Here is a 24170-nt window from a genome sequence, read left to right on the forward strand (position 1 = left end):
GCAGCCGTCACGATCCGCCGCCGAACCCCCACGACGCGATGTCCCGGTAGCGGATCGGGCCCGGGCCGCGCCCGAAGTTGCTGCCCACCAGGTGCAGCCGCGCGGCCGGCCACGTCCGGCCGGCGAACCCGGCCAGGCCCGCCGCGGCGCCCACCACGCCGGCCAGGTCGCCGCGGCGGGCGCGGGCCAGCGTCAGGTGCGGCCGCAGCGGCCGGTCAGCGAAGGCTATCCCGCACTCCTTGACCACGGCCCGGACATCGGCGGCCAGCAGGTGCAGCCCCTCCGCGTCCCCGCCGATCCCGCTCCACAGCACCCGCTCGTCGAAGTGCCCGCCGCCGTGCAGCGCCAGCCGCAGAGGCTCGCGCGCCGCTGCCAGCCCGGCCAGCGGTGCGTGCAGCCGCGGAACGACCGCCGCCGGCAGCTCGCCCAGGAACGCCAGGGTGATGTGCCAGTCCTCGATCCGGTTCCACCGCATGCGCGGGTACGCCGCGTACCCGGGCGCCAGCTCCCGCTCCAGCTCCTGCTTCGCGTCGTCGGGCGGGGCCAGGGCGATGAACACGCGCACGGTCGGGGAGGGGCTCTCTTCCTTCACAGACCATTCGTACACCACCTGCCGTCCGGCACCCGAGGGCGGCCCGGGCCCCGCCCCGCCGCGTGCGTACTGCACCGAAACCGCGGACGCCCCCGGCCCGCCCGTGCGAGAGTGTGCCCGGAACCTCCGCGCCGGATGACCACCAGGGCGGCGCCGGAGGACGCGGCGCAGCCGGACGGGGCGAGGGTGAGGGTGGGGCGGTAGTGGGCGGGCGCAGGATGCTGTCGTTGTCGGACGCACTGGTGCTGCTCGGCGGCGACCCGCCCGCGCTGGCCGCCCTCGACCGCGCCCTCGGCGGCGCCCTCGGCGCCGCCACCGGGGGCATCGGCGACGGCCTGCTGCGGATCGCCGACGCCCGCGGCAGCCTCGTCGCCCTCGGCCGCGACGCCGTACACGGCCTCGGACGCCGCCTGGGACACGTACAGGGCCGGGCCGAGCGCACCGCACTCCTGCACGCCGCCCACACCGTGATCGTCGTCGTCGCCTGGTTCGAGGCGCTCGACGCATCCGAGCTGCCGTTCGGCGTCGACGACCTCGAACTGACCCGCGGCGAGCAGCTCGCCCTCGCCGGCGCACCCGAGCGGAACGCCCGCGGAGCGGCCTTCGCCCACGCCCTCGCGGCCGCCGACGCACCCCGCCCCGCACCCCACCGCCCCTCCGAGGACGTCGCCGCCGAGCTGCTGCGCTGGTACGGCGCCCTCTCGGACCGCTTCCTCTCCTTCGCCGAAGGCCTCCACCTGTGGAGCGCCCTCACCCCGTCCGAACGCTCCGCCGCGGTGCGCGCCCTCGGCGCCGACCTCGCTCCCCGCGCCGTCGCACGGTACGAGGAGCTCTACGCCCGACTCGCCCAGGAGGCACCCGAGTTCGGCTTCTGGACGGCCCAGGTCGAGCACCAGGCCACCCGCGACCGGATCCGCCTCGCCCTCGCCGGCATCGAGGAACTGCTCTCCGGCGCGGCCCGCGGGATGCGCCCGCCGGCCGACGTGGCGGCCGCACTCGCCCGCGCCGCCGAGGCCGTGCTGGCCCGCCCCGTCCTCGACGCCTCCAGCGCGCCCGACGGCATCCGCGTCCCCGCCCTGCGGGACATGTACCTCGACCCCGACTTCCGGGTCCGCGCGGCCGACGGCACCGGAGGCCCCGCCACCGAAGCCTGGTGGGAGGAGGCCCCCGTACGCCGCGACCTGACGGGCTACCTCGCCGGAGCCCTCACCGACCCGGGCGGGGCCCACGCGCCGCTGCTCGTCCTCGGCCAGCCCGGAGCCGGCAAGTCCGTCCTCACCCGCGTCCTCGCCGCCCGCCTCCCCTCCGCCGGCTTCCTGCCCGTCCGGGTCCCGCTGCGCGACGTACGCGCCGAGGACGACCTGCAGGAACAGCTGGAGCAGGCGGTACGCGCCGCCACCGGCGAACGGGTCGCCTGGCCCGACCTGGTGCGCTCCGCCGGCGGGGCGGTCCCCGTCCTGCTCCTCGACGGATTCGACGAACTCCTGCAGACGACCGGCGTCCACCACAGCGACTTCCTCGTCCGGGTCGCCCGCTTCCAGCAGCGCGAGGCCGAGCAGGGCCGCCCGCTGCGCGCCGTGGTCACCAGCCGCACCGCCGTTGCCGACCGCACCCGCTACCCGGAAGGGCTCGTCGCCCTCCGCCTGGAGCCGTTCCGCCCCGCCCAGATCCGCCGCTGGCTGGACCTCTGGAACGGCGCCAACGCCGCCGGGCTCGCCGCCCGCGGCCTCCGGCCGCTGCCCTGGGACGCCGTCGCCCGCCACGCCCCGCTCGCCGGACAGCCCCTGCTGCTGACCATGCTGGCCCTGTACGACGCCGCGGACAACGCCCTGCCGCGCAGCGCCGACAGGCCGTCCGGCACCGGCGCCGACGGCGGCGACCCGCTCGACGAGGCCGAGCTGTACGAGGAGCTGCTCACCTCCTTCGCCCGGCGCGAGGTCGACAAGACCGCCGGGGGCTCCCTCCCCGAGGAGGGCCTGGCAGACCTCGCAGAACGAGAGCTCCAGCGGCTGTCCCTCGTCGCGTTCGCCCAGCTCAACCGGCGCCGCCAATGGGTGTCGGCCGCCGAGCTGGACGCGGACCTGACAGCACTCCTCGGCCGGCCGGCCGCCGAGTCCGCCGGCTTCCGGGCCCCCCTCGGGGCGGCCGAGGTGGCGCTCGGCCGGTTCTTCTTCGTCCAGCGCGCCCAGTCCCTCCGCGACGGGCGCATGCTGTCCACGTACGAGTTCCTGCACGCCACCTTCGGCGAGTACCTCGTCGTACGGCTCGCGCTGCACGTGCTCACCAGCCTGCTCGCGGACCGGCCGGCCCTCTCCGCGGGAGCCAGCCGCATCGACGACGACCTGGCGTACGCCCTGCTCTCCCACGCCCCGCTGTCCTCCCGGCAGATCCTGCGCTTCGGCGGGTCGATGGCCCGGCGCATCCCCCAGGGTGAACGCGAGCGGCTGGGGCGGCTGCTCGTACGGGTCTTCCACCAGCACGGCACCCGCACGGACGACCCCCACCCCGCCTACCGGCCTGCCGCGAACCGCACCTCCTCCCGGCACGGCACCTACGGCGCCAACCTGGTCCTGATGCTCCTCTTACTGTGCGGGCGCACCACCGCCGACCGGCTGTTCCCCGACGCGTCCGACCCCGCCTCGGCGTGGCACCGCAGCGTCCTGCTGTGGCGTTCGTCCTTCAACGAGCAGCAGTGGACGGACTTCGTGCTGTCCGTCTCCGTCCACCGCGGCTGGACGGACAGCGGCCGGAGCCTGGAGGTCCGTCTGCGGGACGAGGCGCAGCGGGCGCCCGAGCCGCTGGACATGCACTGGCTCTACCGCAGGCCGCAGCACGACACGGTCCTGTGGTCGCGCACCTACTGGGACGACGTGTGGCACAAGATGGACGTCACGGGCGGCACGACCGACCTGCTGGTGCGGCATGCCGTCGACCCCGTCATGGAGCTGCTGGGCCCGGCCGTCACCCTGTTCACCTCATCCCGCGAGGGCGGTCCCGCGACCTCCCTCGCCCACGACCTGCTGCGCCTGCTGATAGGCGGCAGCACCGGGCTGCCCGTCGACGAACTGGCCGACCTGTACCGGCGCGTCGGCCGCGCGCTCGTGCTGCTGCCCGACGACGCCCCGATCCGGGAGCCGGTGACCCGGCTGCTGGCCGACGCCCTGCGCAGGGACGGCGCCGTCCTGCCCGGCAGCACGCTCCTCCACCTCGACCGCGCCGGCCTCCGCGAAGGCCGCCTCCGCGAGCGCCTCGCGGAAGCCGTCCGCACCCACCACCCCCACCTCCTGCGCATGCTGCTCGACCACTGACCCGCCCCGTCCTAGGGTGGACGCATGGCGGGCGGCGGCCGCGGCGATGCGGGCAGCCCCGAGGAGCGGCCCCCGACGTGTGGATGCACCACATCGAGCTGTACGACCCGGCCGAGGTGGACGCAGAGGTGCGCGCCTGGCTGGCCGCCGCCCACCGCAATGCCGCCTGAAGTCCTTCCGGCACGGGCGGTCCCCCGGGCTCCGGCCGACTCGCGCGAGCCCGCGCCGGCCCCTACGGCGCGCAGCGGTAGGTGAAGGCGACCTCCGCGGTGCGGCGGTCCGGGGAGCGGAGTTCCAGGCGGGCGGTGGCCGGGTGGTCGCCAGCGCCGTGGAAGGTCCACAGCAGGTGCAGCTTCGCCGCCTCCTGTCCCTCCACCAGCCGCTCGGTGAGCTCCTCGGAGCGGGTGCCGTCGCTGCGGACCCACCGGTAGGCGAGGGTGCCGGCGCGGCCGTTCGTCCGTACGTCTGCCACGACGTCGGCGGTCCCGCCGCAGGCCGGCCCGGCCGGATCGGTCGAGACGGCCACGTCGCGGACCTCGATGCCGGGGCCGAGGCGCTGCCATCCCAGGTACAGGAGGACGGCGGCCAGGATGCCCGCGGCGAGCGCGTACCGGCGCAGGCCGCCGCCCCGGCGGGCGGGGGCGGGGGGCACCGGCACGGGGAAGGGGGCGAGGGCGGCCGCGGTGACGCCGGGGCCGAAGCGCAGCACGGAGCCGTCGACCCGGTCGGGCGCGACGAGGGTGCGGCCCTCGGCCGGCGTCCCGCTGATCCAGTGGCTGCCGAGGGCGGTGGCGCTGTAGTCGTCGTCGCTCATCTGATGTCGCACCGTCTCGTCAGGATCTGCTGGACCGCGGCGCCGGAGGCGGCGGCGGGCGTGGTGGTGGCGCGGACGCTCCAGTAGCAGCCGGTGCCCTTGAAGGAGAGGGTCCGCGGGGTGCCCGCCGTGGAGGCGGGGAAGGTCATGGAGCCCTCGGACACGGCGGCGGTGCCGCGGCCGTCGCTGCTGAACCACTCCAGGCGGACGGTCGCCGGACCGGTGGCGCTGACGGCGAGCGCCACCTGGCCGGTGGTGAAGCCGGTCTGCCCGAAGGAGGTCACGGAGATTGAGCGCACCTTCACGGCCGGGGAGGGCGGCGGGGTGGTCGGCGGAGCCGTCGTCGGCCCGCCCGTCGGCGTGCCCGGGGTGCCGGGGGTCGGCGAGCCGGGGCCGGGCGCCGGTCCGGACGCCGAGGCGGAGGCGGACGGCGACGCGGACGGCGAGGCGGAGGCGGAGGCGGAGGCCGAGGGGGAGGCCGAGTCCGACGGGGACGCGGACGGCGAGCCGGAGGCCGAACCGGAGGGGGCCGGGCCGCCGGTGGGCGGGGCGGCACTGGTCGTCGCGAAGGAGCTCAGCGCCGCCGCCCCGCCGGTGTTGTCCGTGGCGGCCGCCTGCTGGACGGCCAGCAGCAGGCCGAGGACGAGGGCCGCGCCGGCCCCCAGCCAGCCGCGCCGCCCCGGCGCCCACAGCGAGGTGCTCGCGGTGGCCGTCGTGGACGCGGCGGTGCCGCCGGCGGAGGGGAACAGCAGGGGCAGCAGTGCGGCGAGGGCGGCCAGCTTGCGCTGCCCGCGCTCCTCCCAGTCGGGGCCGTACGCCCCGCAGGCGACGTCCTCCAGCTCGGCGACGAACGCCTCCGCGTCCTCCGGCCGCTCCTCGGGCCGCTTGGCCAGGCCGCGGCGGATCAGCGGGCGCACCGGCTCCGGAGCTTCGGACTCCGGTACCGGGGCCTCGATGTGCTGGAGCGCGAGTTCGGCGAAGTTCTCCCCGGCGAACGGCTTGCGGCCGGTCAGGCACTCGAAGAAGGTGGCCGTCGCCGCGTACACGTCGGCGGCGGGGGAGGCGGGCCGGCCCTGCCACTGCTCCGGCGCCATGTACGCGGGCGTCCCGGCGACTCCGGCCTCGGTGCCCCGGTCGGCGGCGATGCCGAAGTCGACGAGCTTCGAGGAGCCGTCGGCCGCGACCAGCACGTTCTCCGGCTTGTAGTCGCGGTGGACGACGCCGGCCCGGTGCGCGGCGGCGAGGCCGAGGAGGGAGCCCTTCAGCACGACGAGCGCCGCCTCGGGCCCGGTCTGCCCCGACTCGCGCAGCAGCTCGCGCAGCGCGATGCCGTCGACCAGCTCCATCACGATGGCGGCGCCGGCGGGCGCCTCCACGTACTCGTACAGCCCCACCACGTACGGCGAGTGCAGGCCGCCGAGCAGCCGCGCCTCCGCGCGGAACCCCTGGACGAACGCCGGGTCCCGGCGGAGCCGGTCGCTGAGGTACTTCACCGCGACGGGCGTGCCCGTCGCGTCGTGCACCGCGAGCACCACGCGGCCGCTGGCTCCCGCGCCGAGTTCTCTGGTCTCCGTGTACCCGGGGACCACCCACGCCTTCATCTTTCCGTCCCCCCTGCTGTGGAGTTTCCCTCTTGCAACACACGAACGAGCGCCGTCCGGTTCCCGGACCGGTGGTGTGGGCGTCCTCGTCCCGCCGGGAGCGCCCGGGGACTCCCCGGGCTGCGGCGGGGTCATGATAGGGCCCGCCGCGGACACCGGGACCGCGGGGCGGGGTGTCCGCGCCGCGGCGCCCGGTACGGGCGGAGGCGAGGATTCCGCTGCATGCGCGGACTGTCCCCGGCCGCTGCTAGGGTGACGTGTGCTCGTCAAGGACGGGCCTTTTTTCCCATGCACCGACACTTCAACGGGGGTTGAACGTGAAGCTTCGCCATGCCCGCGCCGTCGCCGTATTCGGCATCGTCGTCTTCGCTCTCACCGGCGCCCGCGGCTCCCACGGCGGCAGCTGCGGCGGAGGCAGCAGCTCGTCGAGCTCCAGCAGCTCGGGCGGCAGCAGCTCCGGCGGAAGCAGCAGCAGCGGCAGCGACGGCAGCGACAGCAGCAGCTCGTCCGGGAGCGTCTCGGGCGGCGCCAAGAGCGGCGACAAGGCCGAGCGCGACATCCGCATCAACGAGTGCAAGATGGACGCCTCCGGCAAGAAGCTGGTCGCCCGCGTCACCGTCACCAACAGCGGCTCGCTGGACGCCACGTACGGCTTCATCGTGAAGTGGCGCGGCGACTCGACGGCGAGCCCCGCCGTCGCCAGCGTCACCGGTCTGAAGGTCAAGGCCGGCGCGTCGCAGACGACCGAGGCCACCACCACCTACCTCGGCAAGGGCAACGGCAGCGAGTACAAGGAGTGCGTGGTCTCCAGCGCCACGAAGAACACGTTCTGACGGACGCTCCGGCAACCCGCGCCCCGCGGTCCCGGCCCGCGCGCAACGCCGCGCGGGCCGGGACCGCGCCGCTGTCACCGCCCCGCCGCGGCCGTCCCCTCCCGCCCGCCCCCGCGCCGCCGGCGCAGGTGCCACCACGCCCCCACGGCGGCGGAGGCCGCCGCCAGGCCGATGACCAGCGCGGGCCAGCGGCTGCCCGCCGTCCGCAGGTCCGCGAGGATCACCAGCAGCACCACGCCCACCGGCACCAGCACCGACGACAGCACCCGCACCACCCCGGCGAGCGCCCCCGGGTCCAGGCCGGACGCGGTGCGCCGCCGCTCCGGTGGCGGCACCGTCAGCAGGTAGGAGTCGGCGGCCCGCGCCAGCAGCCGCCGGGTGGCCTTCCGGTACGACACCGCCATGTACGGCATCCAGACCAGCGGCACCACCATCCCCACCGCGAGGACGGCCGTGAGGAGCGCCCACTGGCCGATCCGGACGAGCCAGGCCCGCAGGCGGCTCCCCCGGCTCTCCTCGGCGGTGGTCAGCAGGCCGAGGAGGCGGGCCATGCGCAGGGTCACCCCGACCAGGACCGTCCACCGGCTCCGGGGCGGAGGCCCGGCGGGCTGCGCGCCTGCGCCGGGATCCGCGGCGAGCGCCCGCGCCGCCGACTCCGTGTCCGGGTAGACCCCTTGGAGCACCAGCAGCTCCGCGGCGCGCTCCGGAGAGGTGGGATCCAGGCCGGTCACGGCCGCCAGTTCCATGACGGTACGCGCCTGGCGCAGCAGCGCGGCGCAGAACGCGACCGGGATGAACACCAGGAACGGGCCGCCGACGAACGCCCCCTCGGCGACCGTCGCACGGGTCCCGCGGGCGATCACCGCCGTCCCCAGGGCGGAGGCGTCCGCATCGGGCATCTCCGCGCGCAGCCGTGCCACGCTGCGTGCGGCCCGCGGGCCGTTGTGCCGCAGCGCGAACCCGGCCAGCAGTTCGGGCAGCCGCCCCGGCTGGGCGAGCACCGCCTGGAGCAGGTTCCGCGGCTCCTGCGCCGGCGCCCCGGCCGCCGCACGGTCCCGGCGCCGGCTCACGGCGCGGAGTCCCTTCCCGCGCCGGGCCCTGACTCCGGTCGGGGCCCGCCCCCCGGCTCAGACCCGGACGCGGATCCGGGGCCGGAATCCGAGCCGGGACCGGCGGCGGTATCGCCGGCGGGGCCCGCGCCGGCCGCCGCACGGGCTCCGGGCGGTGCCCCCTCCGCCGGCGCCTGCGGGCGGCGCAGCAGCCGGGTGACGATGCTGGCCACCACCGCTGCGAACACCACGAGCGGGGCCTGGTGGTAGGCGCCCTCCCCCAGCAGCAGCACCGTCAGCACGGAGCTCGTCAGCGGCAGCCCGGTGACCGCCGCGGTGGCGGCCGCGATGCCCAGCGCCAGCCCGGGCGTCGTGCCCAGCCCCGGCAGCCCCGAGCACACCGCACCCGCGGCCGCGCCGATCAGGATCGACGGGAAGATCGGCCCACCGCGCAGCCCGCCGAGGCTGAGCCCCCAGGCCAGCCCCTTGAACAGGATCAGCGCACACAGCGCCGCGACGGGCCAGGCATGCGGGTCGGAGGCCAGCGTTCCCAGGGTGATCTGCCCGGACAGTGCGGCCTCCGCCGGGTCGCGGCCCGTCACCAGCGCGTACGCCGCCACGCACACGCCCACCGCGGCGGCGCAGAGCACCGTACGCAGCCCCGTCCGCGGCCGGATCCACTTCTCGGTGCGCCGGCCGAGCGCCATGCCGGCGGCGATCAGCGCGGCGATGAGCGCGGCGGCGGGGATCCCCCACAGGAAGTCGGCGGCGTCCGGGGTGAAGCGGGGAGGTGCGGTCGGCAGCGCCAGATCGCCCGTGGGCAGCCCCGTCCAGTCGCCGAACCCGGTGAACACCAGCGCCCCGGCACCGCTCGCGAGCAGGGCCGGCAGCAGCACGACGACCATCCCCGTGCCGCCGAGCCCGGCGGCCTCGATGACCAGGACCGCCGCCACGAGCGGCCCGCCGAGGATCGTGGAGATCGCGGCCGTCTGCCCGGCCGTCGCGATGACGGCCCCGTTCATGGCGTCCAGCGGCTTGCGGGACAGCTGCGCGGCGAGCAGCGCGAGCCCCGAGCCGAGGGCCATCAGCGGCGCCTCCGGCCCGAGGACCACGCCCAGCGGCAGGGTCAGCAGCGCCGCCACCACCACGCCGGGCAGCGCCTTCGGCCCGACGGGCGGTCCGCCGAGGCCGTGCGCGGGGACGTGCCCGCCGCTGCCGGGCATCCGGGTGACGACCGGCGCCAGGATCAGCCCGGCCAGCAGCAGGCACGGCAGCGGCCACCACCACGGCGCCCGGTCGAAGCCGAGGTCCTTGGGCCAGTCCTCCCACACCAGGTCCTGCAGTGCGAGCTGCGCGCTGACGAAGAAGAAGGACACGAACGCGACCGGCACGCCCAGCAGCGCGGCGAGGAGCAGCAGCCGCCGGTACCCGCGGCCGGCCAGGATCTGCCGCAGCTGAGGGTCTGCGGCCGAGGTGGGCGCCATGCCGCCATCCAAGATCCTCGGCGCCCGGCCCGCCCGTCCGGCTGCTCCGACCGGACGAGCGGGCACCCCGCCGCGGGCGGAGCGGCCCGGCTCGGGACCCGGCCGGGTTTGAGGCCGGGGGGGACGGGTCAGACGCCGGGCATGGTGCGCATCGGATACACGATGATGACCGAGCAGGCCGGGCCGCGTGCGCTCGTCGACGACGTCGTGGCCGCCGAGGCCGCGGGCTTCGACTTCTCCGTCATCTCCGACCACTACTTCCCCTGGCTCGAAGAGCAGGGCCACTCGCCGTACGCCTGGAGTGTGCTGGGTGCGGCCGCGCAGGCCACCGAGCGGATACCGCTCATGACGTACGTGACCTGCCCGACCTACCGCTACCACCCGGCGGTCGTCGCCCAGAAGGCCGCCACGGTGCAGTTGCTGTCGCAGGGCCGCTTCCGGCTCGGCCTGGGCTCGGGCGAGAACCTCAACGAGCACGTCACCGGCCGCGGATGGCCGGCCCCGCGGGAACGGCTGGAACGCCTGGAGGAGGCCGCCGTCGTCATACGCCGCCTCCTCGCGGGCGAGACCGTCGACCACGACGGCCGGCACTTCCGCATCGACAGTGCGAGGCTCTTCGACGTGCCGGACCGGCCCCCGGAGATCGGCATCGCGGTCTCCGGCCCGCGCTCCTGCGCCGTCGCCGGCCGCCACGCCGACCTGCTCATCGCGATCGCGCCCGAGCGCCGGCTGCTGGAGGACTTCGACCGCAGCGGCGGAGCCGGAAAGCCGCGCGTCGGGCAGGTGCCCGTCTGCTACGACCCCGACCGGGACGCCGCCCTGGCCCGCGCCCACGAGCAGTTCCGCTGGTCGGTCGGCGGCTGGCAGGTCAACGCCGAACTGCGCGGCCCCGCCGCCTTCGCCGAGGCCACCGCCGCGGTGAGTCCCGAGGACGTCGGCAAGTCGATCCCCTGCGGCGCAGACGTGGAGGAGTTCGTCGCGGCCGTGCGCCCGTACGCCGAACTGGGCTTCACCGAGGTCGCGCTCGTCCAGATCGGCGGCGCCCACCAGAAGCCCTTCCTCCAGTGGGCCGAGGCCGAACTGCTGCCCGCCCTCCGCGAACTGTAGGCACCCGCGAAAGGAACCGCGAACGATGGACGACATGGACCAGGGCGGCGCCGGCGGCGCCCCGCTCGACGACGACACCCCGCAGGACCGGCGCAGGCGCCCCGGCAGCCACCGAGCGCAACAGCCTGGCACAGGCCGCGAACGGCACCGCGGAGAACGGGGCGCCGCGGACGAGGACGCCCGCGACGGCGAGGCGGGCGACGCGCTCAGCCCCAGCCCGCAGGCCCAGCGCAGGACGGCACGCGGCCCCGGCCCCGGCCACGACTGACACGAGCGCTCCTGCGGCGCGACACAGCCCGGCGCCCCCGGCTACCGAGCCGGGGGCGCCGTACGGCTGCGGTCCGCCCTCAGGCGGGCCAGCGGCCTGTCAGACGGCGCACTCCCGTGGCGCCGGCCCGGTCCACGGCGGCCTTGACCGCGGCGAACACCGCACCCTGCAGGGCCGCGGCGATCAGGATCTCCCTCCACGCGCGGTCCTCGTCCATCGCGTCGGGAGCGTCTCCCTGGCGGCCCAGCAGCTTCCACACCTGCTTGAACACCAGCCCGGCGAGGAACCCTCCCGTGGCGCCCAGCGCCATGCCGACGGGCCGGTAGGCGAGCTTGGCCTTGTTCACGTCGTCCTCGTTCCTCTTCCGTTCCTCAGGTCCGGTCCGCGATGTACGCGTGGACCGTCTTGCCGCCCTCCGGAGTGGGCCGTACCGACAGCTCCTCGGCGAGGTGGTTGACCAGGATCCAGCCCCAGCCGCCCGCCCCGTTCACATGCGGCGGCCGGGGCACGGGCGGGTCGGGGCTGGTGTCGCTGACGTCGATGCCGACGCCGGCCTCGTAGCGGGACAGGTGCAGGGTGCACGGCCCCGGCGTGTGCCGCACGGCGTTGGTCACGAGCTCGCTGACCACCAGCAGCACGATGTCCGCGGTCACCGGAGTGACCGGGCGGCCCGCCCGCGCCGCGTCCTTGAGAAACCTCACCGCGGCGCTCCGGGCACTGGCCGCGGCAGCCGCGCCGTGCCCGGGGTCGAGGGACTGTTCCAGTTGCAGGGTCATCGCCTTCCCTCCGGACACCTGCCGTCGGGCCGGTACGGGCCGCCGCTCAGTCCGGCGGCTCCACCGGCGGGGGAGTGGCCGGGACGTCGGCGGGGCGCTCGCGTCCGCCACCCTCACCGTCCTTGCCGCTCCGGCTGCTCCGGCCGCCCGCGCCGCTCCCGCCGCGTACGGCCTCGTCGGCGCGCCGGCGCGCCTCACGGTCGCCGGCCTCGCCCGGAGCCTGCGAGGGAGGCGTCGGCTTGCGCCGCTCCGCCCCCGAGCCGGCACTGCGCTCCGGCTGCCGGCGTCCTCCGGTGTCTCGGGTCATCGTCTCGGGCCTTCCTGTCGGGCTGGGCGCGCCGCAGCCCGCCCGCGCCGGCATCACCGCCGGCCCGCCGGGCGCACGCGCACGTACCTGTGTGCCTCACCGTGCGGCTGCCCGGATCTCCCGGCCGGAAACGGGCCCGGCGCCTGCACGGGTGGGACCCCGCGGCCCGCCCCCGGGCGCGGTTCAGTCCTGCAGGGCGGCGGCCGCCACGCGCAGGTCCGCCACCAGGCCGCGGTAGGCGGCGTCGCGGTCCCGGGCGCGGAGGACGGACGAGGGGTGCACGGTCGCCAGGAACCGGGCGTCGGGGAGCGCCGGGGCCCCGCCGTCCCCGCGCCCGCCGGGCGAGGGGAAGGGCTGGAGCACGCCCCGGTGGTCGCCGACCCGGAACGGGCCGCCGAGCAGGGCCCGTCCGGCCGTGGCGCCGAGCGCCACGACCAGCCGGGGGCGGACCGCGGCCGGCTCGGCCGTGAGCCAGGGGCGGCAGGCGGTCATCTCGCGCAGGTCGGGCGACTTGTGGATGCGCCGCTTCCCGCCCTCCGGCACCGTGAACTTGAAGTGCTTCACCGCGTTCGTGAGGCAGACCTCCGACGCGTCCAGCCCGGCTTCCTCCAGCGCGCGGCGCAGCAGGCCGCCCGCCGGTCCGACGAACGGCTCCCCGGCCCGGTCCTCCCGGTCCCGGGGCTGCTCGCCGACCAGGACGACCCGGGCACGCTCCGGCCCCTCGCCGAAGACGGTCTGTGTGGCCGCCGCGTGCAGCGGGCACCCGCGGCATCCGGCTGCGGCCCGGCCCAGTGCGCCGAGATCGTCCGTTAGAAGAACGGCACGGCGTCGGGACCGTGCAGTGCCACGGCGGGGCGGCCCATCAGGCGCGTCCGCACCAGCGGGCGGTCCTCGGCCCGCAGCGGGTCGGGCAGCCAGGCGTAGCCGTGGAGCAGCAGCGGCAGGGTGCTGTCGGGCAGGCGGACGGAACGGTCGTGTCGTGGGCTCACGGTGCGGCGGCTACCCGGACCGCTCGGTTCCACACGTGTCCCGGTCCCGGGTCCCCCCGATGCGTTGCCATGGCCGCCCCGGGTAGGCGCGGGGCATGTCTGCATCCATTCCTGCAACACCTCAGATTCCGGTTCGCCCACCGACTCCGATGACGACCGCGTGCGCGGCGGCGGGCGGCGCTGCCCGGGCCCGCGTGCTGACCGTGAAGGCGGGGTGGTCGTGATGCGGGTCGTCGTGACGGGAGCCACCGGCAACGCCGGCACCAGTGTGGTGCGGGCCCTGGCCGCCGACCTGCGGGTCACCGAGGTCGCGGGCATCGCCCGGCGCCGCCCAGCCCTCGACATCCCGGGCGTGCGCTGGGTGGCCGCCGACATCGACCCCGGCCACTCCGACCTGACCGGGCTCTTCGAGGGCGCGGGCGCCGTCGTCCACCTGGCCTGGAAGTTCCAGCCCACCCACGACCCCGTCGAAACGTGGCGGACCAACGTCCTCGGCGGCATCCGCGTCTTCGAGGCCTGCGCCCGCGCGGGCGTCCGCACCCTGGTGCACGCCTCGTCCGTCGGCGCGTACGCCCCCGGCCCGCCCGACGGGCGGCCCGTCGACGAGACCTGGCCGACCCACGGATGGCCGGGCGCCGCCTACACCCGGGAGAAGGCGTACCTGGAGCGCTACCTGGACGGCTTCCAGCCCGCGCACCCGGAGATGCGGGTGGTCCGGATGCGGCCGGCCTTCCTGTTCAAGGAGGCCGCCGCCAGCGAACAGCGGCGGATCTTCGCCGGCCCGCTCCTGCCGTCGTGGCTGGTCCGGCCGGGCCTGCTGCCCGCCGTGCCTGCCGTGACGGGCCTGCGCTTCCAGGCCCTGCACACCGACGACGCCGCCCGGGCGTACCGGGAGGCGGTGTTCCGGCCCGTGCGCGGCGCGTTCAACCTCGTCGCCGATCCGGTCCTGGACATGGCAGCCGTGGCCCGGCTGCTGCACGCCCGCACGGTCCCGCTGCCCGCCGCAGCCGCCCGGGCGGCCCTCGCCGCAGCCTGGCGGATGCGCCTCGTACCCGCGGCCCCCGGCCTCCTCGACGCCTTCCTGCGGCTGCCGCTGCTCGACGCCGGCCGGGCCCGCGAGCAGCTGGACTGGACCCCGTCCACCACGGCCACCGAGGCCGTCGCCGACTTCCTGGCGGGCCTGCGCCGCGGGGCGGGCCTGGAGACGCCGCCGCTCGCCGCCGCCGGAACCCCCGCCGGCAGACACGAGCGCTGACCCTGTGCCCCTGCCGCCCGCACCCGCGACCGGAGCACTCGCGCCGGCGTCCGGGCGGCTCAGGCGACCCAGGCGGAGGTGAGGCTCTGGACCGCGGAGCCGTCCACATCGGCCAGCTTCGTGCCGACGAACTCCCGCGCCCAGTCGGTGGTCTGGATCCGGAACGCCGGCTCCGCAGCGGTCAGCGCCTCCATGACGGACTCCGCCGCGCCGGCGGGCGTCTGCGCGGTGCCGTCCAGGAACTGCGCGACGGTGCGGTCGACGTACGTGCGCAGCGCCCCGGTGTAGGGGCCGGCCTCCAGGCCGCCCTCCACGTCGATGCCGATGTTGTTGACGAACTCGGTGGCCACCGCGCCCGGTTCGACCACCGACACGGCCACGCCCAGCGTGCGGGCGACGGGGGCCAGGCTCTCCATGTAGCCCTCGACGGCGAACTTGGCGGCGCAGTAGGCCTCGTTGAACGGCTGCCCGACGACACCGCCCACGCTGGTCACGGTGACGAGGCGGCCGCCGACTGCCCGCAGGTGGGGGAGCGCGGCCTTGCTGACGTTCAGCACACCGAAGAAGTTGACCTCCATCACGGTGCGGATGTCGGCGAGGGAGTCGTTCTCCAGGGTGCCCACGTGGCCGGCGCCCGCGTTGTTGACGACGGCGTCCAGGCGGCCGTGGTCGGCGACCACTCCGGCGACGGCGGCCGCGACGGACGCCTCGTCGGTGACGTCGAGCTGCCGGATGTCGAGGTCGACGCCCGCGTCGGCGGCGGCCTTGCGGAGGGCGTCCGCACGGGAGAGGTCGCGCAGCGTGGCGACGGTACGCCAGCCGGCGCGGGCGGCGGCGACGGCCGCGGCGAGGCCGATGCCGGACGAGGTGCCGGTGATCAGGACGGTCCGTGCGGGGGAGGTGCGGGCAGTGGTGGACATTTCATTACCTTTCGGGAGGTACATCGTCTGTGCGTGCACACACAACTTAGCTTTGTGTGTGTGCACACGCAACCCCCTCCCTATACTCGGATCCATGCCGAAGAAACTGACCCAGGCCGAGATGCCCGCCGAGGACTACGCCTTCTACGGCCTCGTGTGGGCCGGCACCGTCATGACCGAGCGCGTCGACCGTGCCCTCACCAAGGCGCACGGCCTGCCCGTGTCCTGGTTCGAGGTCATGCTGTGGCTGGCGTCCAGCCCGGAGCCGGTGCCCGCCTCCGTCCTCGGCAACAGCACCATGCTTAGCCGCAGCCAGGTCTCCCGGGTCGTCGACGCCCTCCAGGCCCGCGGCCTCGTCTCCCGGACGCCCTCGGCGCGCGACGCCCGGTCCGTCGAGATCTCCCTCACGGACGAGGGCCGCAAGGTGTTCGCCGCGGCCGACGACACCCGGCGCGCGGCCCTCGCGCCGGTCTTCACCGACCTCCTCGACGACCGGGACCTCGAAGCCCTGGGCACGGTGTGGCGCAAGCTGAAGGCGGAGAAGGAACGTCTCACCCAGGAGCCTGCCGCCGGCTCCTGACTCCGCCGCCCGGGGGAAACCCGCCGCCGACCCGGCCGGAGGCGAGCCCAGGCAGGCCGGAGGGTGGTTGGCTGCCCGGATGAAGTACTTCGTGACGGTGGCGGGGAGCCAGGCGGACTACGACGCGATGGCGGGGAAGCCCTCACCGGCATCCCCCGCCTGGAGCGGCGACGACATCAGGGCGATGTTCGCCTTCATGAGCGGACTCAACGAGGAACTCGCCGCCTCCGGCGAACTCCTGGACGCCCAGGGCTTCGGGCCGCCCTCCGAAGCCCGCTTCGTCACCGGCGCCCCCGGCCGCGAACCGGCCGTCACCGACCGCCCGTACGCCGACACCGAGGCCGTCACCGCCGGCTACTGGCTTCTGGAGTGCTCCGGCCTCGACCGCGTGACCGAGATCGCGGCCAGGATCACCCAGTGCCCGGTCCCCGCGGGCTCCCCCGAGTACCCGGTGGTCATCCGCCCCGTCGGCGAGGCCCCGTCCGCCTGAGCCGCTCCCGTCCCACGGCGCCCGCCCGGCCTCCCGGCTGAACCGTCGAACAGACGGCGGTGTTGGATGGGGCGATGGAGAGGCGGAAACGGGAGAAGAAGAAGCGGCCGCCCTTCGGCATGCCGAAGGGCATCGTCCTGCTGGCGACGCCGGAGGGCTGGCGGCACAGCGTGCTCACCGCGGAAGGCGGGATGCTCTGCGGGGCTCTCTCCGACGTACCGGTGCAAGCCGACCCCGCCGACGCGCGGGACGCCGCGGCCGCCATGGTGGTGGGCCTCGCCCGCGACTTCCACCACGCCGACGTCGAAGTGACCTGGGACCTGCCCCGGGAACCCCGGTCGTGGACCGGCCGGGTTTCCCCCGTCTCCCCGACGCCGAACGCCTGCGGGGAGACGGCGGGCTGACCCCGTCACCGCCAGACGGTGTTCATCAGGATGATCGCCGCCAGGTCGGCCAGGATGATCGAGATGGTGGCGATCACCATCGCCCAGGCGCGCTGCGACTCGTCCCACTCCATGTCCGTCGCCTCCCGACGGGACGCAGGTCCCGCCCGGCCCGTCTGCATGGCGCCGGGTGCGGCGTCCCTGCATCCAGCCGACCACGATCCGCGGCGTCCGGCCCGCCGACCGGCCCGTCAGGGGCGCGGGAGGCCCTCCGCGCCACAGCCCGGGGCTGCGGACGAGAACGCCCGCGCGGCCGGAGCCGGCGCCCGCTCCCACGGGCCGGATCCGGCGCGAACGGCCCGCCGTACGGCCGGACCGGCGCGGCACCCGGCCCCGGCCGGGCGTCAGGCCGGGTCCTCCGGCCGCGCGGCGGGCCGTTCCGGTTCCGCAGCCGCCGCGGGCGGCTCCCCGGCCCCGCCCGGCCCCGCTCCCGGCCCCGACTCCGACGGCCCCGCCCCCGACTCCGACGGCCCTGACTCCGTCGCCCCGTTCTCGCCCGCGTGGGCCCGCAGATGCCCGACCACCGTGTTGCCGACGGCGACCAGCGGAACGGCCACCACCGCCCCGCCGATCCCGGCGACCAGCCCGCCGGTGGCCACGGCCAGGACGACCGCCAGCGGGTGGACCCGCACGGCCCGTCCGAGGATGAACGGCTGCAGCACGTGGCCCTCGATCTGCTGCACGACGAGCACCACCAGCAGCGTCATCAGCGCGGTGAACACCCCCTGCGTGACCAGGGCCACGACGACGGCGAGCGCCCCCGAGACCACGGCGCCGACCAGCGGCACGAACGACGCCAGGAAGATCACGACGGCGATCGGGACGGCGAGCGGCACCCCCAGGAAGTAGATGCCGATCCCGATGAACAAGGCGTCGATGAACGCCACGATCAGCGTGCCCCGCACATAGGCCGTGAGCGTCCGCCACGCCATCGGGCCCGCACCCGACATACCCGGCCGGGCCGCGGCCGGCACCAGGCCCAGCGTCCACCGCCAGATGCGCGGGCCGTCGTACAGCAGGAACAGCGTGCAGAACATCGCCAGCAGCATCCCGGTGATCACTTCGACCAGGACGGTCACGCCCTGCAGACCGGTCGAGGTGATCTCGCTGGTACTCGTCCCGATCGCGTCGCTCAGGCTCGACGCGACATCGCTGATCTGCTGCTCCGTGACGTGGAGCGGGCTGTTCAGCAGCCACCGCTTCAGCTCCTCGATGCCCTCCTGGAGCCGGCCGGACAGGTTCCCCAGGTTGTCCGACACCTGCCAGGTGATGAACCAGCCGATCAGGCCGAGGACGGCGAACCCGCACAGTGCCGTCACCGCGGTGGCGAGCCCCCGCGACAGCCCGGCCCGGTGCAGCCGCGCGACGGTCGGCTGGAGCAGCGCGGTGACCAGCAGCGCCGCGACGAACGCCAGGACGACCAGCCGCACCGACCCGATCACCTGCATCACGACCCACACGGCCGCCGCCAGCACCAGGAACCGCCAGGCGGCCTCCGCCGCGACCCGCACTCCCCACGGCACCGCCCCCGCCGGGTCCGCGGCCCGCGTCCGGGCCCGGCGGGCCTCGGCGAACGCCCGCTGGCGCGCCGCCCGCTCCTCGGCGTCGTGGCGGGCCTGCATCCGCGCCCGGCGTTCGCCGAGCGCGGTCGCGCCGGCCTTGACACGGCCGGACCAGTTCCGGATTCCGGGCATCCCCACGCTCCTTCCGTCCCGCCACGCGTGTGCCCCGCATCCATGGGATCAGGCAGCGGGCCCGAACCGGCCCGGGCGGACGGCGGAGTCCCCCGTCCGGCCGTCATCCGGGCGGGTGCCCAGCGGATGCCCGGCGGGCCGGCCCGCGGCAGGCTGCGGTCAAGGCCCGCCATCACCGCACAGACGAGGATCCAGCCATGTCCCACCTCCGGCGTACCGGCGTCATCTCCGGGGCGGCACTGCTCGTGCTCGCGGCCACGGCCTGCTCGGCCGGCAAGACCACCGTCGGCGAGCTCACCTTCCGCGCCCACGACTCCCCGGTCGAACTGACGTACTCCAACACCCCCGTGCAGGGCTGCCACCGCATCCGCCTCCCGCGCGGCGCGGCCCACGTCGAGAACAACACCCTCGTCGACGTCGTCCTCTACCGGACCCTCGACTGCCGGACGGTCGAAGGCCGCGACGAGGGAACCTACATCCCGACGTCCAGTGCGAACGTGACCGCCCCCGACACCCTGCCCTGGCGCAGCTTCACCGTCGTCCACTGACCGTCCCGCACCGCCCTGCCGCGGCCGCCCCGCACGGTCCCGAACGGGTGTTCCGGCGGGCCCGTCCGGGGCACTCCGGCGGGCGTCCGGATGCGGCGCCCGCCGGGGGAGGGGGATGCTGGCTGTGTGACCGGGAGAGAGGCGTGAGCCGGCGGCGGACCACCGCCCGCGGGACTCCGTACCGGCCGGACGGCCGCCGCGCCTGCTCCGGTGCGCCCGCGGCCGCGGACGGGCCCGCGCACCGCAGGGAGCCCACATGAACGGGACCGCCGGCTACGAACGATTCCACGGCCCCCTCGACGTGTCCCGGGCGGCCGTGGCGGTCCTCGACGGCGACGGCCGCATCGTGGGCTGGAGCCCCGCCGCCGCCGACCTGCTCGGGTACGCCCCGTCCGAGATCCTCGGCCGCGGCTTCGACGCCCTCGCCGCCGACCCCGGAGCGCCCCCGCCCCCACCCGGCGCCCGCACCGTGCTCCGGCTGCGCCACCGCGACGGCGGCCCCGGCCAGCGGACCGCCGTCGCCGTACGCCCCCTGACCTCAGCGGACGAGGCCTGGCCCGGCCCCGCGGCGCCCGCCGCCCCCGCCGGGCGGCAGCCCGCCCGCCTGCTCGCGATGGCCGACGCCGACGCCGCCGACCACTGGGACGCCCTCCAGTCCATGCTGCACGGCCTCGCCACGCAGTCCCCGATCGGCCTGGCCATCTACGACACCGACCTGCGCGTCGTGTGGACCAACGCAGCCCTCCGCAAGGAGATGGGCCCCGCCGACTACGCCGGGATCGGCCCCGACGACATGGTCGCCGACGGGGCGGTCGTCTCCCCCGGAATGCCCGCCACCCTGGAGGAGGTGATGGCGCGGGTCCTCGCCACCGGCGGACCCGTCACCGACCTGCACTACAGGGGCCGCCCGCCCTCCGCGCCCGACCGCGACCACGTCTGGTCGTGCTCCTACTACCGCCTGGAGGGCCCCGCAGGCGCGCCCCTCGGCGTGTGCGAGGAGACCTTCGACATCACCGACCGCTACCTCGCCCAGCAGCGCCTCGACCTGCTCGTACGGGCCGCCCGGCGGGTCGGTACCACCCTGGACATGGGCCGCACGGCACACGAGTTCGCCAACGTCACGACGCCGGAGTTCGCCGATGCCGTCACCGTCGACGTACTGGAAGCCGTCCTGCGCGGCGAACGGCCGCGCCCCGACACCGACACCGACACCGGCGCCGACGCCGCCTCCGTCCGGCTGTGGCCGCCCGAACACCCCGGGGCGCCCGCCGCCGCCGAGCCGCACGGGCCCGGCACGCTGACCGTGCCGCTCCGCACCGAGGGGGCCGACCTCGGCCGGGTCACCTTCGCCTGGCAGCAGCGCACCGGCCCCTTCGACCCCGGCGAGCTGGCCGTCGCCGGGGAACTCGCCGCCCGGCTCGCCGTGTGCGTGGACAACGCCCGCCGCTACGCCCGCGAGCACGCCGCCGCGCTCCTCCTCCAGCGCAGCCTGCTGCCCCGGCTCCTGCCGCAGCTGTCCGCCGTGGAACTCGCCTACCGCTACCTGCCCGCCGACATCGGAGCCGGCGTCGGCGGCGACTGGTTCGACGTCATCCCCCTGTCCGGGGCCCGCGTCGGCCTGGTCGTCGGGGACGTCGTCGGGCACGGCCTGAGCGCCGCCGCCACCATGGGCAGGCTGCGCACCAGCGTGCGGGTCCTCGCCCGCATGGACCTGGCGCCCGACGAGCTCCTCACCCGCCTCGACGACCTCGTCACCCAGGACACCGAGGAGCGGGCCGCACCGCGCCCCGCGGGGGAGGAGCTGCCCGACGCCGGAGGATTCGGCGTGACCTGCCTGTACGCCGCGTACGACCCGGTGTCCGGGACGTGCACGACGGCGCGGGCCGGACACCCCCTGCCCGCCGTCGTCCACCCGGACGGCACCGTGACCTTCCCCGAGCTGCCCTCGGGGCCGCCCCTCGGACTCGGCGGACTCCCCTTCGAATCAGCGGAGTTGACGCTGCCGCCGGGCAGCCTGCTCGCCCTGTTCACCAACGGCCTCGTGCAGGGGCGCGGCCGCGACCTCGACGAGCAGCTCGGCGTCCTGGGCACGGTCCTCGGCCGGCACGACCGGCCGCTGGACGACCTCTGCGACGACGTCGTCGAGGCACTCCTGCCGGGACCCGCCGAGGACGACGCGGCGCTGCTGCTGGTCCGCACCCGCGTCCTCGGCCGGCGGCAGGTCGCCTCCTGGGACCTGGACGACGACCCGCGGGCCGCCGGCCGGGCCCGCGCCGCCGCAGCCGCCCAACTGCGCGACTGGGGGCTCGATGAGCTGGTGTTCACCACCGAGCTGGTGGTCAGCGAACTCGTCACCAACGCCGTCCGGTACGCCTCAGGTGCCCCCGTCCGGCTGCGCCTGATCCGCGACCAGACCCTCATCTGCGAGGTCTTCGACAGCGGCCACACCTCACCGCACCTGCGGCACGCCGCCGGCGACGACGAGGGCGGCCGGGGCCTGTTCATCGTGGCGCAGACGACGCAGCAGTGGGGCACCCGCTACACGGGCGCCGGCAAGGTCATCTGGGCGGAGCAGGCCCTGCCGCGCTGAGGGCGGCGGATCCGGGCCCGCCGCCCGCACGGCGGGGCGTACGGGGCGTACGGGCCGGCCGTTCGGCAGCGCGTGCCGCCGACCGGCCCGCCCGTGGTCACACCAGGTCGAAGCGGTCCAGGTCCATCACCTTGGCCCACGCGGCGACGAAGTCGTCCACGAACTTCCGCTTCGCGTCGTCGCTCGCGTACACCTCGGCGAGCGCCCGCAGCTCGGAGTTCGAGCCGAAGACCAGGTCCGCCCGGCTGCCGGTCCACTTCAGCTCGCCCGTGGCGGTGTCCCGGCCCTCGAAGGTGTGCGCGTCCGGCGAGGTCGGCTTCCACGCCGTGCCCAGGTCGAGCAGGTTGACGAAGAAGTCGTTCGTGAGCGCGCCGGGCGTCTGCGTGAAGACCCCGAGGCCGCTCTCCCCGTGGTTCGCGCCGAGGACGCGCAGGCCGCCGACGAGGACCGTCAGCTCTGGCGCGCTCAGCGTGAGCAGGTTCGCCCGGTCGACGAGGAGGAACTCGGCGGGCAGCCGGTGGCCCTTGCCCAGGTAGTTGCGGAAGCCGTCCGCGGTCGGCTCCAGCGCGGCGAAGGACTCGGTGTCCGTCTGCTCCTGGGAGGCGTCGACACGGCCCGGGGTGAAGGGCACCTCCACCGCGAAGCCCGCCTCCCGGGCGGCCTTCTCGACACCCGCTGCGCCCGCCAGCACGATCAGGTCGGCGAGCGAGACCTGCTTGCCGTCCGTGCGGCCGGAGTTGAAGGACTCCTGGATCCCGGTCAGGGTCCGCAGCACCCGCGCCAGCCGGTCCGGCTCGTTGACCTCCCAGCCGGCCTGCGGCTGGAGCCGGATGCGTGCGCCGTTGGCGCCGCCGCGCCTGTCGCTGCCGCGGAAGGAGGAGGCCGACGCCCACGCCGTCGAGACGAGCTCCCCGACGGCCAGCCCCGAGTCGAGCACGGCTGCCTTCAGGCCGGCGATGTCGGAGGCGTCGACGAGCTCGTGCGCCCGCTCGGGCAGCGGGTCCTGCCACAGCAGGGTCTCGGAGGGCACCTCCGGGCCGAGGTAGCGCACGACCGGGCCCATGTCGCGGTGCGTGAGCTTGAACCAGGCCCGGGCGAAGGCGTCGGCGAACGCGGCCGGGTCTGCCAGGAAGCGCCGCGAGATCTGCTCGTAGGCCGGGTCGAAGCGCAGCGACAGGTCGGTGGTGAGCATCGTCGGGGCGTGCGTCTTCGCCGGGTCGTGCGCGTCGGGGACGGTGCCGGCGCCGGCACCGTCCTTGGGCCGCCACTGGCGGGCGCCGGCCGGGCTCTCGAACAGCTCCCACTCGTAGCCGAAGAGGATCTCGAAGAAGCTGTTGTCCCAGGCGGTGGGCGTCGTCGTCCAGGTGCCCTCCAGGCCGCTGGTGATGGTGTCGGCGCCCTTGCCCGTCCTGTACGAGTTGCTCCAGCCGAGCCCCTGCTGCTCCAGCGGGGCGCCCTCGGGATCGGCGCCGACGTGGTCCGCCGGGCCCGCGCCGTGGGTCTTGCCGAAGGTGTGCCCGCCCGCGATCAGGGCGACGGTCTCCTCGTCGTTCATCGCCATCCGGCGGAACGTCTCCCGGATGTCGCGCGCGGCCGCCACCGGGTCCGGATTGCCGTTCGGGCCCTCCGGGTTGACGTAGATGAGGCCCATCTGGACCGCGCCGAGCGGCTCCTCCAGCTCGCGGTCGCCGCTGTAGCGGCGGTCGTCCAGCCAGGTGGTCTCCGGCCCCCAGTAGACGTCCTCGTCCGGCTCCCAGACGTCCGCGCGGCCGCCGCCGAAGCCGAAGGTCTCGAAGCCCATCGTCTCCAGGGCGACGTTGCCGGCGAGGATCATCAGGTCGGCCCAGGACAGGCTCTGCCCGTACTTCTTCTTCACCGGCCACAGCAGGCGGCGCGCCTTGTCGAGGTTGGCGTTGTCCGGCCAGCTGTTGAGCGGGGCGAAGCGCTGCTGGCCCGCGCCCGCGCCGCCGCGGCCGTCGCTGATGCGGTAGGTGCCGGCACTGTGCCAGGCCATGCGCACGATGAACGGCCCGTAGTGGCCGAAGTCGGCCGGCCACCACTCCTGGGACGTCGTCAGGACCTCGGCTATGTCCCGCTTCACGGCCGGCAGGTCGAGGGCCTGGAACGCGGCGGCGTAGTCGAAGTCCCCGCCGAGCGGGTTGGCGACGGCCGGGTTCTTCGCGAGGATCTTCAGGTTGAGCCGCTCCGGCCACCACTGGCGGTTCCCGCCGCCCTGGGTCGGGTGCGGGGCGCGCCCGTGCGCGACCGGGCAGCCGCCCGCCCCTTCCGTCTTCGCGTCTACGACGATTGCGTCATCGTTCTCGGGCATGGGAATCCTTCCGGATCAGGTGGATCACGGTGCTCAGGAACTGCCGGCGGTGGAACAGCGGGGCACGGGCTCCGGCGGATGGCCTCGGCCCGGTGCGACCCGGCGGGACGGCGCGGAACCGTCCGGCGGGAGGCGCGCCGGTCATGCGCGCCCGCCCAACTCGTCCTGTCCACCCGCCCCTTGGTTGTCGCCG

The 24170-nt window shown here is 75.7% G+C and carries 23 protein-coding genes; 10 read left to right on the forward strand and 13 right to left on the reverse strand.

The genetic code is table 11. The features are described from left to right. Nucleotides 1-7 precede the first annotated feature (7 nt). A complete protein-coding gene (thpR, locus tag MUK52_RS29635; RefSeq protein ID WP_114056098.1) occupies nt 8-592 on the reverse strand; it encodes an RNA 2',3'-cyclic phosphodiesterase in 585 nt (194 codons plus the stop codon). Nucleotides 593-810: 218 nt separating this feature from the next. Between thpR and MUK52_RS29640 the strand changes: the two genes are divergently transcribed. Then, complete coding sequence (locus MUK52_RS29640; protein ID WP_284581799.1) at nt 811-3900, forward strand: NACHT domain-containing protein; 3090 nt, start codon at nt 811-813, stop codon at nt 3898-3900. Between the two features lie 232 nt (nt 3901-4132). On the opposite strand, the gene MUK52_RS29645 is transcribed toward MUK52_RS29640, so the two are convergent. Together MUK52_RS29645 and MUK52_RS29650 are read right to left on the reverse strand one after the other, a co-directional pair. Then, nucleotides 4133-4714 carry a hypothetical protein gene (locus tag MUK52_RS29645; RefSeq protein ID WP_114056096.1) on the reverse strand — a complete coding sequence of 194 codons (582 nt, stop codon included), beginning with the start codon at nt 4712-4714 and terminating at the stop codon, nt 4133-4135. After that, nucleotides 4711-6315, reverse strand: coding sequence for a serine/threonine-protein kinase (locus MUK52_RS29650; protein ID WP_284581486.1), 1605 nt, complete (start codon nt 6313-6315; stop codon nt 4711-4713). Before MUK52_RS29650 ends, MUK52_RS29645 begins: the two co-directional genes overlap by 4 nt. Before the next feature lie 317 nt (nt 6316-6632). Here MUK52_RS29650 and MUK52_RS29655 point away from each other — a divergent pair, with 317 nt between their 5' ends. Then, nucleotides 6633-7148: a hypothetical protein gene (locus MUK52_RS29655; RefSeq protein ID WP_114056094.1), complete on the forward strand. Its 516-nt coding sequence runs from the start codon at nt 6633-6635 to the stop codon at nt 7146-7148. 74 nt (nt 7149-7222) lie between these two features. Here the strand turns inward: MUK52_RS29655 and MUK52_RS29660 are convergent, their stop codons facing one another. Both MUK52_RS29660 and MUK52_RS29665 read right to left on the reverse strand, forming a co-directional pair. Further along, nucleotides 7223-8218 carry a hypothetical protein gene (locus MUK52_RS29660; RefSeq protein ID WP_162793245.1) on the reverse strand — a complete coding sequence of 332 codons (996 nt, stop codon included), beginning with the start codon at nt 8216-8218 and terminating at the stop codon, nt 7223-7225. Further along, complete coding sequence (locus MUK52_RS29665; protein WP_162793244.1) at nt 8215-9681, reverse strand: chloride channel protein; 1467 nt, start codon at nt 9679-9681, stop codon at nt 8215-8217. Before MUK52_RS29665 ends, MUK52_RS29660 begins: the two co-directional genes overlap by 4 nt. A 141-nt stretch (nt 9682-9822) precedes the next feature. On the opposite strand from MUK52_RS29665, the gene MUK52_RS29670 reads away from it, so the two are divergent. After that, on the forward strand, nt 9823-10788 hold the full coding sequence (locus MUK52_RS29670; RefSeq protein ID WP_114056092.1) for a TIGR03557 family F420-dependent LLM class oxidoreductase: 966 nt from the start codon (nt 9823-9825) through the stop codon (nt 10786-10788). A 25-nt stretch (nt 10789-10813) separates the two neighbouring features. Next, on the forward strand, nt 10814-11056 hold the full coding sequence (locus tag MUK52_RS29675; protein ID WP_114056091.1) for a hypothetical protein: 243 nt from the start codon (nt 10814-10816) through the stop codon (nt 11054-11056). Nucleotides 11057-11135: 79 nt separating this feature from the next. On the opposite strand, the gene MUK52_RS29680 is transcribed toward MUK52_RS29675, so the two are convergent. From MUK52_RS29680 to MUK52_RS29700, 5 genes are all read right to left on the reverse strand, one after another. Continuing rightward, entirely contained in the window at nt 11136-11402 is a 267-nt protein-coding gene (locus MUK52_RS29680; RefSeq protein ID WP_114056090.1) for a DUF4235 domain-containing protein, read from the reverse strand. 25 nt (nt 11403-11427) lie between these two features. Next, nucleotides 11428-11832, reverse strand: coding sequence for an ATP-binding protein (locus tag MUK52_RS29685; RefSeq protein ID WP_114056089.1), 405 nt, complete (start codon nt 11830-11832; stop codon nt 11428-11430). A 46-nt stretch (nt 11833-11878) separates the two neighbouring features. Continuing rightward, nucleotides 11879-12139 (reverse strand): hypothetical protein, encoded by a 261-nt coding sequence (locus tag MUK52_RS29690; protein ID WP_114056088.1) that lies wholly within the window; start codon nt 12137-12139, stop codon nt 11879-11881. Nucleotides 12140-12322: 183 nt separating this feature from the next. Continuing rightward, a complete protein-coding gene (locus MUK52_RS29695) occupies nt 12323-12931 on the reverse strand; it encodes a UdgX family uracil-DNA binding protein (RefSeq protein WP_428985492.1) in 609 nt (202 codons plus the stop codon). Between the two features lie 17 nt (nt 12932-12948). Then, complete coding sequence (locus MUK52_RS29700; protein ID WP_428985434.1) at nt 12949-13128, reverse strand: hypothetical protein; 180 nt, start codon at nt 13126-13128, stop codon at nt 12949-12951. A 223-nt stretch (nt 13129-13351) separates the two neighbouring features. On the opposite strand from MUK52_RS29700, the gene MUK52_RS29705 reads away from it, so the two are divergent. Then, nucleotides 13352-14383, forward strand: a complete 1032-nt coding sequence (locus MUK52_RS29705; protein ID WP_114058721.1) for an NAD-dependent epimerase/dehydratase family protein — start codon at nt 13352-13354, stop codon at nt 14381-14383. A gap of 59 nt (nt 14384-14442) precedes the next feature. Here the strand turns inward: MUK52_RS29705 and MUK52_RS29710 are convergent, their stop codons facing one another. Beyond that, a complete protein-coding gene (locus MUK52_RS29710) occupies nt 14443-15303 on the reverse strand; it encodes an SDR family NAD(P)-dependent oxidoreductase (protein ID WP_246042579.1) in 861 nt (286 codons plus the stop codon). A gap of 94 nt (nt 15304-15397) precedes the next feature. On the opposite strand from MUK52_RS29710, the gene MUK52_RS29715 reads away from it, so the two are divergent. From MUK52_RS29715 to MUK52_RS29725, 3 genes are all read left to right on the forward strand, one after another. Beyond that, nucleotides 15398-15883: a MarR family winged helix-turn-helix transcriptional regulator gene (locus MUK52_RS29715; protein ID WP_114056086.1), complete on the forward strand. Its 486-nt coding sequence runs from the start codon at nt 15398-15400 to the stop codon at nt 15881-15883. 79 nt (nt 15884-15962) lie between these two features. Further along, complete coding sequence (locus MUK52_RS29720; protein ID WP_114056085.1) at nt 15963-16373, forward strand: YciI family protein; 411 nt, start codon at nt 15963-15965, stop codon at nt 16371-16373. A gap of 74 nt (nt 16374-16447) precedes the next feature. Continuing rightward, nucleotides 16448-16777 carry a hypothetical protein gene (locus tag MUK52_RS29725; RefSeq protein WP_284581487.1) on the forward strand — a complete coding sequence of 110 codons (330 nt, stop codon included), beginning with the start codon at nt 16448-16450 and terminating at the stop codon, nt 16775-16777. Nucleotides 16778-17160: 383 nt separating this feature from the next. On the opposite strand, the gene MUK52_RS29730 is transcribed toward MUK52_RS29725, so the two are convergent. Further along, nucleotides 17161-18510 (reverse strand): AI-2E family transporter, encoded by a 1350-nt coding sequence (locus MUK52_RS29730; protein WP_114056083.1) that lies wholly within the window; start codon nt 18508-18510, stop codon nt 17161-17163. A gap of 197 nt (nt 18511-18707) precedes the next feature. Between MUK52_RS29730 and MUK52_RS29735 the strand changes: the two genes are divergently transcribed. Together MUK52_RS29735 and MUK52_RS29740 are read left to right on the forward strand one after the other, a co-directional pair. Continuing rightward, nucleotides 18708-19058, forward strand: coding sequence for a hypothetical protein (locus MUK52_RS29735; protein ID WP_114056082.1), 351 nt, complete (start codon nt 18708-18710; stop codon nt 19056-19058). Between the two features lie 256 nt (nt 19059-19314). Continuing rightward, entirely contained in the window at nt 19315-21648 is a 2334-nt protein-coding gene (locus MUK52_RS29740; protein WP_284581488.1) for a SpoIIE family protein phosphatase, read from the forward strand. A gap of 97 nt (nt 21649-21745) precedes the next feature. On the opposite strand, the gene katG is transcribed toward MUK52_RS29740, so the two are convergent. Continuing rightward, nucleotides 21746-23977 carry a catalase/peroxidase HPI gene (gene katG / locus MUK52_RS29745; protein WP_114056080.1) on the reverse strand — a complete coding sequence of 744 codons (2232 nt, stop codon included), beginning with the start codon at nt 23975-23977 and terminating at the stop codon, nt 21746-21748. Between the last annotated feature and the right edge of the window lie 193 nt (nt 23978-24170).

Origin of the sequence: Streptomyces sp. 2P-4 (assembly GCF_030167965.1) — a bacterium.
Taxonomy (GTDB): domain Bacteria; phylum Actinomycetota; class Actinomycetes; order Streptomycetales; family Streptomycetaceae; genus Streptomyces; species Streptomyces globosus_A.

Coding starts and splice junctions, on each gene's coding strand:
- MUK52_RS29650 (WP_284581486.1), bottom strand. CDS start 6,315: ATGAAGGCGTGGGTGGTCCCCGGGTACACGGAGACCAGAGAACTCGGC.
- MUK52_RS29715 (WP_114056086.1), top strand. CDS start 15,398: ATGCCGAAGAAACTGACCCAGGCCGAGATGCCCGCCGAGGACTACGCC.
- MUK52_RS29705 (WP_114058721.1), top strand. CDS start 13,352: ATGCGGGTCGTCGTGACGGGAGCCACCGGCAACGCCGGCACCAGTGTG.
- MUK52_RS29685 (WP_114056089.1), bottom strand. CDS start 11,832: ATGACCCTGCAACTGGAACAGTCCCTCGACCCCGGGCACGGCGCGGCT.
- MUK52_RS29670 (WP_114056092.1), top strand. CDS start 9,823: ATGGTGCGCATCGGATACACGATGATGACCGAGCAGGCCGGGCCGCGT.
- MUK52_RS29675 (WP_114056091.1), top strand. CDS start 10,814: ATGGACGACATGGACCAGGGCGGCGCCGGCGGCGCCCCGCTCGACGAC.
- MUK52_RS29730 (WP_114056083.1), bottom strand. CDS start 18,510: ATGCCCGGAATCCGGAACTGGTCCGGCCGTGTCAAGGCCGGCGCGACC.
- MUK52_RS29690 (WP_114056088.1), bottom strand. CDS start 12,139: ATGACCCGAGACACCGGAGGACGCCGGCAGCCGGAGCGCAGTGCCGGC.
- MUK52_RS29665 (WP_162793244.1), bottom strand. CDS start 9,681: ATGGCGCCCACCTCGGCCGCAGACCCTCAGCTGCGGCAGATCCTGGCC.
- katG (WP_114056080.1), bottom strand. CDS start 23,977: ATGCCCGAGAACGATGACGCAATCGTCGTAGACGCGAAGACGGAAGGG.
- MUK52_RS29710 (WP_246042579.1), bottom strand. CDS start 15,303: ATGTCCACCACTGCCCGCACCTCCCCCGCACGGACCGTCCTGATCACC.
- MUK52_RS29735 (WP_114056082.1), top strand. CDS start 18,708: ATGTCCCACCTCCGGCGTACCGGCGTCATCTCCGGGGCGGCACTGCTC.
- MUK52_RS29740 (WP_284581488.1), top strand. CDS start 19,315: ATGAACGGGACCGCCGGCTACGAACGATTCCACGGCCCCCTCGACGTG.
- MUK52_RS29645 (WP_114056096.1), bottom strand. CDS start 4,714: ATGAGCGACGACGACTACAGCGCCACCGCCCTCGGCAGCCACTGGATC.
- MUK52_RS29640 (WP_284581799.1), top strand. CDS start 811: ATGCTGTCGTTGTCGGACGCACTGGTGCTGCTCGGCGGCGACCCGCCC.
- MUK52_RS29720 (WP_114056085.1), top strand. CDS start 15,963: ATGAAGTACTTCGTGACGGTGGCGGGGAGCCAGGCGGACTACGACGCG.
- MUK52_RS29725 (WP_284581487.1), top strand. CDS start 16,448: ATGGAGAGGCGGAAACGGGAGAAGAAGAAGCGGCCGCCCTTCGGCATG.